This is a genomic window from Salmonella sp. 2018103 (assembly GCF_026247685.1).
GTDB lineage: Bacteria > Pseudomonadota > Gammaproteobacteria > Enterobacterales > Enterobacteriaceae > Salmonella > Salmonella enterica.
Window position 1 is genome coordinate 3,255,589 of sequence record NZ_CP111029.1, and the last position, 12,147, is coordinate 3,267,735.

The window sequence follows — 12,147 nt, forward strand, 5'->3', positions numbered from 1 at the left end:
ATACATATTATTCGTAATCGAAGCAGCACACTTTGCAAGGTGATCGCAGCTTACGGTTATGCTATAACAAGCCCCTATATGTGCCCCATTGCGGGCTAAAGCACCACTCTCTTGGAACAGGATGCAAAAATGGTTACTTTCCACACTAATCACGGCGATATCGTAATCAAGACCTTTGATGATAAAGCGCCTGAAACAGTTAAAAACTTCCTGGACTATTGCCGCGAAGGTTTTTACAACAACACCATTTTCCACCGTGTGATTAACGGTTTTATGATTCAGGGCGGCGGCTTTGAGCCGGGCATGAAACAGAAAGCCACCAAAGAGGCGATCAAAAACGAAGCCAACAATGGTCTGAAAAATACCCGTGGTACGCTGGCAATGGCGCGTACTCAGGCGCCACACTCGGCTACCGCGCAATTCTTCATCAATGTGGCAGACAACGACTTCCTGAACTTCTCCGGCGAAAGTCTGCAAGGCTGGGGCTACTGCGTCTTTGCGGAAGTCGTAGAAGGTATGGACGTGGTAGATAAAATCAAAGGCGTCGCCACTGGCCGTAGCGGTATGCATCAGGACGTACCAAAAGAAGACGTCATCATTGAAAACGTGACCGTCAGCGAGTAATCGTGGCGACACTGTTTATTGCAGACTTGCATCTGCAAACGGAAGAACCGGCGATCGTCGCCGGTTTTCTGCGTTTTTTAGCCGTAGAAGCCCGTCAGGCCGACGCGCTGTATATTCTTGGCGATCTCTTCGAGGCCTGGATTGGCGACGACGACCCCAACCCGCTACATCGTGAAATGGCCGTTGCCATTAAATCGCTGGTTGATTCCGGCGTCCCCTGCTTCTTTATTCACGGTAACCGTGATTTCCTGATTGGCAAGCGATTTGCCCGCGAAAGCGGCATGATTCTACTGCCGCAGGAAAAGGTGCTCGACCTGTATGGCCGCAACGTGTTGATTATGCACGGCGATACGCTTTGTACCGATGATGCCGGTTATCAGGCGTTTCGCGCCAAAGTCCATAATCCGTGGATTCAACGACTGTTCCTTACCCTGCCGCTGTTTATCCGCCGCCGTATCGCCGCCAGAATGCGCGCCGGCAGTAAAGCCGCCAACAGCAGCAAATCGCTGGATATTATGGACGTCAATGCGCAGACCGTCGTCGCCGAAATGGAAAAACACCGCGTACAGTGGCTGGTTCACGGTCACACCCACCGCCCGGCAGTGCATGAACTTTCCGTCAACGACCAGCCCGCATTCCGCGTGGTGTTAGGCGCATGGCATCATGAAGGTTCAATGGTAAAAGTCACGCCGGACAACGTTGAGTTAATCGCCTTCCCCCTGTAAATGTTCGTCGAATCGTCCGTTACGGCGCGCACGCAACCGTTTTCCTTGCCTGATTATCATGCTATTCTCTGACACCTCAAAAGCAGCGTGTCCCGCACCACAGGAGTTTTAAGACGCATGTCTTCCCGCAATAATCCGGCGCGTGTCGCCATCGTGATGGGGTCCAAAAGCGACTGGGCTACCATGCAATTCGCCGCCGAAATTTTTGAAATTCTGGATGTCCCGCACCATGTAGAAGTGGTTTCCGCTCATCGCACCCCCGATAAGCTGTTCAGCTTCGCCGAAACGGCGGAAGAGAACGGATATCAAGTGATTATTGCCGGCGCGGGCGGCGCGGCGCACCTGCCGGGAATGATTGCGGCAAAAACGCTGGTCCCGGTACTCGGCGTGCCGGTACAAAGCGCTGCGCTAAGCGGCGTGGATAGCCTCTACTCCATTGTGCAGATGCCGCGCGGCATTCCGGTGGGTACGCTGGCGATCGGTAAAGCCGGTGCCGCTAACGCCGCCCTGCTCGCCGCGCAGATTCTGGCGCAACACGACGCGGAACTGCATCAGCGCATCGCCGACTGGCGCAAAGCGCAAACCGATGAGGTTCTGGAAAATCCCGATCCGCGGGGGACGCTATGAAGCAAGTTTGCGTTCTCGGCAACGGACAACTGGGCCGAATGCTGCGCCAGGCGGGCGAACCGCTGGGTATCGCCGTCTGGCCGGTTGGCCTGGATGCAGAGCCTACCGCCGTTCCGGTACAGCAGAGCGTCATTACCGCAGAGATTGAGCGCTGGCCGGAAACTGCGCTTACCCGCGAGCTGGCGCGCCACCCGGCCTTCGTCAATCGCGATGTATTTCCGATCATCGCCGACCGTCTGACACAAAAACAACTTTTCGATAAACTGGGACTCGCGACCGCGCCGTGGCAGCTGCTGACCAGCGCCGACGAGTGGTCCGGCATCTTTGACCGTCTGGGCGAACTGGCGATTATTAAGCGTCGCGTTGGCGGCTACGACGGTCGCGGGCAGTGGCGTCTACGCGCGGACGAAACCGGGCAACTGCCGGATGACTGCTATGGCGAATGTATTGTTGAGCGCAGCATCCATTTTTCCGGCGAAGTGTCGTTAGTCGGCGCGCGCGCTCATGACGGCAGTACCGTGTTTTACCCGCTGACGCACAATTTGCATCAGGACGGCATCTTGCGGACCAGCGTCGCGTTCCCACAGGCGAACGCCGAACAGCAGGAGCAGGCGGAATCGATGCTGTCAGCAATTATGCAGGCGCTGAACTACGTCGGCGTAATGGCGATGGAATGTTTTATCACGCCGGAAGGCCTGTTAATCAATGAACTGGCGCCGCGCGTGCATAACAGCGGACACTGGACGCAAAATGGCGCCAGCATCAGTCAGTTTGAATTGCATTTGCGCGCGATTACCGGCCTGCCGTTGCCCGCGCCAGTGATTAACGCCCCGTCGGTGATGATCAACCTGATCGGCAGCGAGCTGAATTACGACTGGCTGAAGCTGCCGCTGGTACATCTGCACTGGTATGATAAAGCGGTACGTCCAGGGCGAAAAGTCGGCCATCTGAATCTGACCGACAGCGATACGTCACGTCTTAGCGCCACCCTGGAAGCGCTCTCTCCGCTCCTGCCGGGCGAATACGCCAGCGGCATTATCTGGGCGCAAAGTAAGCTTAAATAACACATAAAATGCCGGGAGAATGATCTTCCCCTTTCCCGGCTCCTCCCTCAGCGCGTAAAATCTCGCTATTGCTGTTTTGTTTTTCGGGATTACACATGAACGATGGAACGGACTATCGCGCGCTCCTCCTTGCCGATACGCCTTTAATTGATGTACGCGCGCCGATTGAGTTTGAACAGGGCGCCATGCCGGGCGCCATCAACCTGCCATTGATGATGGACGACGAGCGAGCCGCCGTCGGCACCTGCTACAAACGTCAGGGCGCGGATGCGGCGTTAGCGTTGGGGCATCGGCTGGTTTGCGGCGACATTCGCCAGCAGCGGCTTGAGGCCTGGAAAGCCGCGTATCAACGTTTCCCCAATGGGTATCTGTGCTGCGCGCGCGGCGGTCAGCGGTCACATATCGTACAACGTTGGCTGCAAGAAACAGGGATTGACTGCCCGCTTATTGAAGGCGGCTATAAAGCGCTGCGTCAGACAGCAATTCAGGCGACCTGGCAACTGGCGCAAAAACCGATACTTTTAATTGGCGGCTGTACGGGCAGCGGCAAAACGCAACTGGTGCGACAACAGCCCAACGGCGTGGATCTGGAAGGTCTCGCGCGTCATCGCGGCTCCTCTTTTGGCCGCACGCTGAAACCCCAGCTCAGCCAGGCCAGTTTTGAAAACAAACTTGCCGTTGAATTGCTGAAAATTAACGCGCGTCAGACGCTAAAAAGGTGGGTACTGGAAGATGAAGGGCGAACGATCGGCGCCAACCATCTGCCTGAGTGTTTACGCGAAAGAATGGCGCAGGCCCCCATTGCGGTAGTGGAAGATCCGTTTGCGCTTCGTCTGGAACGACTGCGTGAAGAGTATTTCATCCGTATGCATCACGACTTCACCCACGCCTACGGCGATGAAGCCGGTTGGCAGGCGTATAGTGAATATCTTCACCATGGACTGTTCGCTATTCGCCGCCGTCTGGGGTTGCAACGCTTTGCCGAACTGACGGACACGCTGGATAGGGCGCTGGCGGAACAATTATCCAGCGGCAGCACCGACGGCCATATGTCATGGCTGGTTCCGCTACTTAACGAATATTACGACCCAATGTACCGCTATCAACTGGAGAAAAAAGCCGCGAATATCGTTTTTCGCGGCACATGGCAAGACGTTGCCAACTGGCTAAAAGCGCAATAGCTTATTTTTATTGCCGGCTGACGCTACATTGAGCCGGCTTAGTGTCTGTCGCGCTTGTCGGCACGTTTTGCCAGCCAGTCGCCCAGCATCTGAACGACCTGAACCAGCACAATCAGCGCCACTACGGTAACAACCATCACTTCGGTTTCGTAACGGTAGTAGCCATAGCGAATCGCCAGGTCGCCTACCCCGCCGCCGCCGACAATCCCGGCCATCGCCGAGTAGCCGATTAAGCTTACCAAGGTAATCGTCAGGCCGCGCAGCAGCCCTGCGCTGGCTTCCGGCAACAGTACGGTACAGATAATACGCATCGGACTAGCGCCGAATGCCAGCGCCGCCTCAATAATCCCTTTATCGACTTCACGGAGCGCGCTATCCACCAGGCGTGCATAAAACGCGATTGCGGCCACCGACAGCGGGACGGAGGCTGCAATCGGGCCAATCGTATTACCCAGCAAAAGCTGCGTTAGCGGCAGTAACAGCACCAGTAAAATAACAAATGGCACCGAGCGGATAATATTCACCAGAACCGAGGCGACGAGATAAATAAAACGGTTCTGCCAGAACAGATGACGATCGGTGACAAAAATCAGAAAACCGAGCGGTAGACCGCCAAGAATCGCCAGCACCGTTGAAATACTCAACATCTGGAAAGTTTCATTGAACGCCAGCGTTAAATCCGGCAATAAATCATCCACGGATCACCTCCACCTGTGCGGTACGTTGACGGATATGCTCCACGGCGGCGGCCACCGCCGTTGGATTATGCGGCGCGGTTAATTGCACTACCAGAATGCCCAACGCGCGTTCGCCGATATATTCAATCTTGCCATGCAGGATATTGACCGCGACGCCAAACTTGATCGCCACCTCTGACAGTACCGGCTGCTCCGCCGAATCGCCGATAAACAAAATTTTCAGCAACTGCCCGGGCAGGTGTTCCCGTAAACGTTCCGGCAGGGTCAAATTAAGGGTATGAGACACCAGTTGCTGTGTGAAAGCGTGTTGCGGGTGGGCAAACACATCAAACACCTCGCCCGATTCCACAACCTTACCGCCCGACATCACCGCCACGCGATCGCAAATAGATTTGATCACGTTCATTTCATGGGTGATCAGCACAATAGTAATCCCGAGCTGTGCGTTGATCTTTCTGAGCAGGGCCAGAATCGTGGCGGAAGTTTCCAGATCCAGAGCGGAAGTCGGTTCGTCACATAGCAACACATCCGGATGGTTAGCGATGGCGCGGGCTATCCCCACCCGCTGTTTTTGCCCGCCGCTGAGCTGTACCGGAAAACGGTTCGCTTTATCGGCAAGGCCCACCAGCGTTAAAATTTCCGCCACCCGCGGCGCGATTTTGCTGCGTTCCCAGCCAGCCGCTTTCAGGCTAAACGCAACGTTTTGCGCCACTGTCCGGGTATGCATTAAGTTAAAATGCTGGAAAATCATACCAATACGCTGCCGCGCCTGGCGTAACGCTTTTCCGTCCAGCGCCGAGATTTCCACGCCGTTGACGTTGATGCGCCCCTGGCTGGGACGCGTTAAGGCGTTCAGGGTACGCAGCAGAGTGCTTTTTCCTGCGCCGCTGGTACCAACAATGCCAAAAATCTCGCCCGCGGCGATATGCAGGCTCACATCATCCACCGCGCGCGTGGGGGTACCGCGACCGGCGGTAAAATCGACGCAGACTTTTTCTATTTCAATCATATTCACCTCAGAAATTGGGGATGGCTACCGCTGCGATCAGGGTGTCGCGGTCATCCATTCCGGTTTCTGGAAGGCGCTATAAATATTCTTTGGATCGTCGATGACCGCGCGATAAGCCGGCGATTTCACCGCCTCGACAATATCTTTGGCAAACGGCTTATCGGCATCTTCACTGCGTACCGCAATGATATTTTTCAGATTCTCATCCAGGTGTTCCTGCTTAATCGCGCTGGAAAGATCCAGTCCTGCCGCCACCGCAAAGTTTCCGTTAACCAGCGCGCCGGTCACGCCATCCAGCGTGCGCGGTAGCTGTGCGGCTTCCAGCGGTTTGAAAACCAGTCCTTTTGGATTGCTGGCGATATCTCGTTCAGAGGCTTTGGTCGGATCGATATTGTCCTTAATCGTGATCAGCCCCAACGATTGCAGGAAGCGAAGGCCGCGCGCCAGGTTGGTCGGATCGTTGGAGAGGGTAATAATGTCCCCTTTTTTAAGCGCATCCAGACTGTTGATTTTACGTGAATAGAAGCCCATCCCGGCGGTCGGTACCACAATAAGTTTGCTGAGCTTCAACCCTTTGTCAGCGGTGAATTTGTCAAAATAGAGGGTATGTTGAAAGAGGTTGGCGTCAATGCTGCCGTTAGCTAACGCCATATTGGGCTGGACATAGTCGCTAAACTCGCGCACCACGACCTTATACCCTTTTTCTTTTAATGTCGGCGCAATCGCCTGCTTCACCATGTCGCCATACGGCCCTGGCGCGACGCCAAATACGATCGTTTGCGGGGAACTATCGGCATGGGCAAACTGTAATCCGCAGGCCAGTAATAGCGTGCTGGCCGCAATGCGTAAACTCTGACGCAATCCCATAATTTCTCCATTTTAAATAGTGTGATGCTGTGCCGGATGCCGTTCATGCGGCATCGTCTGTTTTGGCCCAAACGAAAGGCTATTTCTTAACATGACACAGATCACAGCCTGCTGTCCTTGAAATTATTTCATGATGTTTCCTGGTGTGTCGTTAAATGTACGAGGCAGGCGCTCAGGCGTGTGTCAGGCGGGAATGGCGTAAAGGGAAATGCCGGATAAGAGGTCTTAACGCCAACATCCGGCAGAGGAAAACGCTTTAGAAATCGTAACGCAGACGCACCAGGTTCATATCGCCCAGATTGTCAGTGCTGGAGGTGAAAACATGTTCATAATCAACGCGGAAACCATAATCCAGTTGGAAGGTGATCCCCACGCCGTTATCGGTGCGCAGATAGTCGCGGCCATTCACATATTCAATGCGGTCGCCCATAAAGTACGGTTGAATAGCTTTCACGGCATACTGACCAATCGGGAAAGCGTAACCGACAAAATATTCCAGACCCCACGCATCGCCGGCAAAGTAATCATTCACAGACACTTTTTTGGTCGTCATAAAGTTCTGATACCAACCGCCGCCTGCGGCAATAGTCCAGTTTTCCGGCGTCCAGCTTAACGCGGTACCGACAATATTTTGATCGTAAGTTTTATTGCCGTTGCCGCGCATCTCCGCACGGGTATAGTTCCATGCCGTCCCCCAGGTCAGATCGTCGGTGAGATGGTAATCCGCGCCTAAAGAACCGCCGCCTTTACGTTTGTAATTCAGGCCGTTATTGGCATTATAATCGTCGCTGAACAGATAAGACGCGTAGAGATCGACATTACCAATGCTTTTCTTATACTTCAATGATTTACGCGTGCGATAAGAACCATCGTAGTCGCCGTTAATCCCGTTGCCCGGCGCCTGACCTATCATGTCGTAATCCCAGATATCGGTTTTTGCGCCCACCACATCGTAATAAATGCTGTTCTGTTGACCGAAGGTCAGCGTTCCCCACGTCGCGCTCTTGAAGCCGGTATACAGCATACGGCGAGTGGTATCAGTCGCGCCCTTCGCATAATGGTTATCCCAGTCAAATACCGCAGGGATATTGACGCCCAGCTCGTAATAGCTAATCCAACTGATATCATCAAACAGATAGTAATCCGCGGCGAAGCGGAAACGCGTCCCGCCATCAAAACCATTACGTTTATAACCGTTCGCGCCGTCATTGCCGGTCATATTCTGGAACTGCGGACGAATACTCCCGCCAACGGTGAAATTGAGTCGGCTGAGTGGATTACCCGCCTGGGGATCTTGTTTTAAAACGGTGATTTCCGCCTGAGTAGCGAAAGGCATGAAAGCCACTGCCGCGCCGATCGATGCCGCCAACGCTGTTATTTTAATTGTCATTATATTTTCCTTGATAGATAGCCAATCCAAATCATTTAGCAGGCAAATAATAACTGTTATAAAACCTTACGTGTTGTGTATTTTTTAATGATTTGTGCTACTAAAAATCAAGGAGTTATCAATTTGTGCGACTAAAAAAGTACGCGCCGTTTTAAAAAACGGCGCGAAATTATTCACATCATGAATCATCCGCTAAACTGGCGGAATAGCGCTTTGCCTTTCAGCAAACGAACGCCAAGCCAGCCGCCGCATACGGAAAGCAGCAGCGCGCCGCAAAACGGCAGTACGCCCCATAAACGCCAGTCCGGCTCCCAGGGGAAATCAAAAACGTTGATTTGTAAGATCGCCAGCGCCGTTTCCGCGCCAATCGCGGCGACCAGCCCGGCAACTAATCCCAGCATGGCGAATTCGCACCAGAGTGTGGTACGCAACAGTTTCTTTCCGGCTCCTAACGTGCGCCACACCACCAGCTCCTGATGACGCTGACGCATCCCGACCTGCACCTGAGCCAGTAATAGCAACATGCCGCAGAGGGTGACTAGCACAACCATCACCTCCAGCGCCCGGCTGACCTGCTCCAGCACCTGTCCCACCTGTTTCAGGATCGCCCCGATATCTAACAGGCTGACGGTAGGAAACTCGCGGTTAAGCTGCGTTAACATGCCGTTGCCATTCTCCCAGCGAAAACTGGTCAACCAGCTTTGTGGTTGCCCGTCCAGCGCCCCGGAAGGAAAAATGAAGAAAAAGTTGGGACGCAGGCTTTCCCAGTCCACTTGACGCAGGCTGGTGACTTTAGCGCTAAATGCCTGGGTATCGCCCATAAAGGTTACGCTATCGCCGAGTTTGACGTTCAACCGCTTCGCCAGCCCCTCTTCCATAGAGACTTCGCCCGGTTTTGGCGGCCAGTGACCGGCGACCAGCGGATTATGCGCCGGGCGCGTATCCTGCCAGGTCAAATTCAGTTCACGGTTGAGCGACTCATCCTGCTGACCTTCCGTCGGATTACCATTTATCCTGGTTAACCGCGCCCGCACAATCGGATAAAACGTCTGCGGAATCACCTGATGTTCCGCCAAAAAGGCTTTCAGCGGCGCGACCTGCTCTGAAGCAATATTGATAAGGAAATAGTTCGGGCTTTCCGGCGGGAGCTGCTGTTGCCAGCGATCAAGGAGGTCGCCGCGCAGCACCAGCAAGAGCGCCAGCAGCATAAACGAAAGCGAAAACGCCGAAAGCTGACTCAACGTTGACCACGGCTGACGCAGAAGTCGGCTGACGGCCAGACGCAGCGGTAGCGACGTCAACGTCATGCCGCGCAGCACGTTAAGCAGCATCCAGCCCACCAGACCGCACAGCAGCGCCAGTATCACTGCACCCGCCAGAACCGCCCACAACAGCATACTTCCGCCCATCAATCCGGCGAGCAGCGCCACCACGACGGCGCAGGCGACAGGCAAATAAATTTTTAACGGCCAGACGCGAGCGACAACATCGCGGCGCAGCACCCGTAGCGGCTGGGTCGCCAGCAACAATCGATAAGGTCGTAAACCGACCAGCAGAGAGATGACCGTCATCGCACCCAGCGCCCACAGCCAGGGCCACAGGCTGGCGGGCGGCAAATCGGCGGGCAATACCGGTTTTAGCAGCACCAGCAATATGTTTTCAAACAGTAACCCAATCGCGCCTCCCGTGACGGCGGAAAGCCCCAGCACCATCAACCACTGTCCGATGATAAGTTTACGCAACTGGGCCCGGCCCGCGCCCAACGTTTTTAAAATCGCCACCAGATCGTAGCGGCTACGGCAGTAATGGCTCATCGCCACCGCGACGGCAGCTACCGCCAGCAGTAGCGTTAATAACGCCGAAAGCAGCAAAAACTGCTGCGAACGTTCGAGCGATTTCCCCAATGCCCCGTCATCCTGCTCCAGTCCGTACCAGCGATGTTCCGGTTTAAGCTGCGGTAACAGCCAGCTTTCATAGCCAGCAAGCTGTTGCGGCGTTCCGCCGAATTTATACCTCCACATCACGCGACTCCCCGGCTGTATCGCACCGGTTTTTGCCACATCGGCCATATTCATCATCAGACGCGGCGCCATCTGAAAAGGGTTAAACCCGGAATCCGGCTCCTGCACCACTTCACCGGCAATACGCAAGGTCACGTCGCCGACATCAATGGTATCGCCCGTTTTCAAATTAAGCAGCGCCATCAGACGCGGCGCCAGCAGTACGCTACCCGGCTGCGGTTTCACTCCGCCTGGACGGGTTTGCAATTCGCCGTACATCGGATAAACGCTATCTACCGCCTTCACGCTGGCCAGTTGCGGCGTATCGCCGGCAAACGTCATGGTCGCAAAGGTTAACTGCTCGCCCACGTTAAGGCCGCGTTTACGCGCCTCTTCAAGCCAGGCTTTCGGTACCTCTCGCGAACTTTGCAGCGTCCGATCGCCTGCCATAAACTCACGGCTTTGCTGACTTAACCCTTTTTCCATCCGGTCGCTGATACTGCCGAGCGCCAGTACGCAGGCCACCGCCAGGCTCAACGCCAGCCAGACAATAATCAGCGACGGCGAGCGCCATTCGCGCCAGAACCAGCGAGCTATCATGCCTCCTCCTGTAACTGACCGTTGACCAACCGCAGCCGCCGGTCGCAGCGCGCCGCCAGCGCCGGGTCGTGCGTCACCAGAATCAGTGTGGTGCCGTGTTCGCGGTTAAGCGAAAATAGCAGGTCGGCGATTTTATCTCCGGTCTGGCGGTCGAGGTTGCCCGTCGGCTCATCGGCAAACAGCACATCAGGACGCCCGTTAAACGCGCGCGCCAGCGCTACGCGCTGCTGTTCGCCGCCGGAAAGCTGTGCCGGAAGGTGGTCAAGCCGTTTTCCCAGTCCCAGTTGTTCGAGCAGCGCTTTCGCCCCCGCCTTACTCTGACCGCTGTTTTCACCGCGTAGCAGGGCCGGTAGCTCAACGTTTTCCAGCGCGTTAAGCGTAGGAATAAGCATGAAGGATTGAAAAACAAAACCGACATGCTGAGCGCGAAGCTGCGCCCGCGCCTCTTCGTCCATCTGGTGAAGCGGTTTCCCCACCAGACTGACCTCTCCGCTACTGCCGTCATCCAGTCCGGCGAGAATCGCCAGCAGCGTAGATTTTCCCGATCCTGATTCGCCAATCAGCGCAATGGTTTCGCCGCGTTTGACAACCAGTTCAACTCCGGTAAGGATGGAAAGCTCATGCTCACCCTGACCGACGGACTTCCTGAGACGATGAACTTCAACACTGTTTTCCGCTGGCATTTGCCCTTCCTGTTTTTGATCCTGTTAACTTTCCGTGCCGCCGCCGCAGACACCTTATTAATTCTGGGCGATAGCCTCAGCGCCGGTTACCGTATGGCCGCCAGCGCGGCATGGCCGTCGCTCCTTAATGATAAATGGCAAAACAAAACGTCGGTCGTTAATGCCAGTATAAGCGGAGATACCTCGCAGCAGGGACTGGCGCGTTTGCCGGCACTGTTGCAACAGCATCACCCGCGCTGGGTAGTGGTGGAGCTTGGCGGCAACGATGGCCTACGCGGTTTTGCGGCTGCGCAAACCGAACAGACGCTACGTAAAATCATTCAGACGGTGAAAGCCGCCGATGCCCAACCGTTACTGATGCAAATTCATCTGCCCGCTAACTACGGTCGCCGTTATAATGAATCCTTTAGCGCCATTTATCCTAAGCTCGCCAAAGAGTTCGATATTCCTCTGTTACCGTTTTTTATGGAAGAGGTATATCTGAAACCGCAGTGGATGCAGGATGACGGCATTCATCCCAACCGCGACGCCCAGCCGTTTATTGCCGACTGGATGGCGAAGCAGTTGACCCCTTTTCTCTCCTGAATAATTCGAGTTGCATGAAGGCGGCACGTAAGAGAATGTCCAGGAGCATAGATACCTATGTGACTGGAGTAAACGAACGCACAGGCAACTTGAA

At 54.9% G+C, this 12,147-nt stretch carries 12 protein-coding genes; 6 read left to right on the plus strand and 6 right to left on the minus strand.

The features are described 5' to 3' along the window. Positions 1 to 129 precede the first annotated feature (129 nt). The 5 genes from ppiB (at position 130) to mnmH (ending at position 4,221) form a co-directional block, all read left to right on the plus strand. Positions 130 to 624: a peptidylprolyl isomerase B gene (ppiB, locus tag OLG56_RS15890; protein ID WP_000255991.1), complete on the plus strand. Its 495-nt coding sequence runs from the start codon at positions 130 to 132 to the stop codon at positions 622 to 624. A 2-nt stretch (positions 625 to 626) separates the two neighbouring features. Beyond that, a complete protein-coding gene (lpxH, locus tag OLG56_RS15895; RefSeq protein WP_094888240.1) occupies positions 627 to 1,349 on the plus strand; it encodes a UDP-2,3-diacylglucosamine diphosphatase in 723 nt (240 codons plus the stop codon). A gap of 117 nt (positions 1,350 to 1,466) precedes the next feature. Beyond that, positions 1,467 to 1,976 (plus strand): 5-(carboxyamino)imidazole ribonucleotide mutase, encoded by a 510-nt coding sequence (purE, locus tag OLG56_RS15900; protein ID WP_000098736.1) that lies wholly within the window; start codon positions 1,467 to 1,469, stop codon positions 1,974 to 1,976. Next, a complete protein-coding gene (gene purK / locus OLG56_RS15905) occupies positions 1,973 to 3,040 on the plus strand; it encodes a 5-(carboxyamino)imidazole ribonucleotide synthase (protein WP_207011573.1) in 1,068 nt (355 codons plus the stop codon). The genes purE and purK overlap by 4 nt, the downstream gene beginning before the upstream one ends. A 95-nt stretch (positions 3,041 to 3,135) precedes the next feature. Beyond that, entirely contained in the window at positions 3,136 to 4,221 is a 1,086-nt protein-coding gene (gene mnmH / locus OLG56_RS15910; protein ID WP_000997740.1) for a tRNA 2-selenouridine(34) synthase MnmH, read from the plus strand. Positions 4,222 to 4,259: 38 nt separating this feature from the next. Here mnmH and OLG56_RS15915 read toward each other — a convergent pair whose 3' ends face one another. From OLG56_RS15915 to ybbA, 6 genes are all read right to left on the minus strand, one after another. Then, on the minus strand, positions 4,260 to 4,919 hold the full coding sequence (locus OLG56_RS15915; RefSeq protein WP_000342247.1) for a methionine ABC transporter permease: 660 nt from the start codon (positions 4,917 to 4,919) through the stop codon (positions 4,260 to 4,262). Next, positions 4,912 to 5,928 (minus strand): virulence-associated ABC transporter ATP-binding protein SfbB, encoded by a 1,017-nt coding sequence (gene sfbB / locus OLG56_RS15920; protein ID WP_207011572.1) that lies wholly within the window; start codon positions 5,926 to 5,928, stop codon positions 4,912 to 4,914. Before sfbB ends, OLG56_RS15915 begins: the two co-directional genes overlap by 8 nt. Positions 5,929 to 5,964: 36 nt before the next feature. Continuing rightward, positions 5,965 to 6,795, minus strand: a complete 831-nt coding sequence (locus OLG56_RS15925; RefSeq protein ID WP_000524317.1) for a MetQ/NlpA family ABC transporter substrate-binding protein — start codon at positions 6,793 to 6,795, stop codon at positions 5,965 to 5,967. Between the two features lie 256 nt (positions 6,796 to 7,051). Continuing rightward, complete coding sequence (locus tag OLG56_RS15930) at positions 7,052 to 8,185, minus strand: porin (protein ID WP_000152866.1); 1,134 nt, start codon at positions 8,183 to 8,185, stop codon at positions 7,052 to 7,054. A 185-nt stretch (positions 8,186 to 8,370) separates the two neighbouring features. After that, positions 8,371 to 10,785, minus strand: coding sequence for a putative ABC transporter permease subunit YbbP (ybbP, locus tag OLG56_RS15935; RefSeq protein WP_000561785.1), 2,415 nt, complete (start codon positions 10,783 to 10,785; stop codon positions 8,371 to 8,373). Then, a complete protein-coding gene (ybbA, locus tag OLG56_RS15940) occupies positions 10,782 to 11,468 on the minus strand; it encodes a putative ABC transporter ATP-binding protein YbbA (RefSeq protein WP_001110598.1) in 687 nt (228 codons plus the stop codon). Before ybbA ends, ybbP begins: the two co-directional genes overlap by 4 nt. Between ybbA and tesA the strand changes: the two genes are divergently transcribed. Then, positions 11,439 to 12,053 (plus strand): multifunctional acyl-CoA thioesterase I/protease I/lysophospholipase L1, encoded by a 615-nt coding sequence (gene tesA, locus OLG56_RS15945; protein WP_001556242.1) that lies wholly within the window; start codon positions 11,439 to 11,441, stop codon positions 12,051 to 12,053. The genes ybbA and tesA overlap by 30 nt on opposite strands. The last annotated feature ends 94 nt before the right edge of the window (positions 12,054 to 12,147 follow it).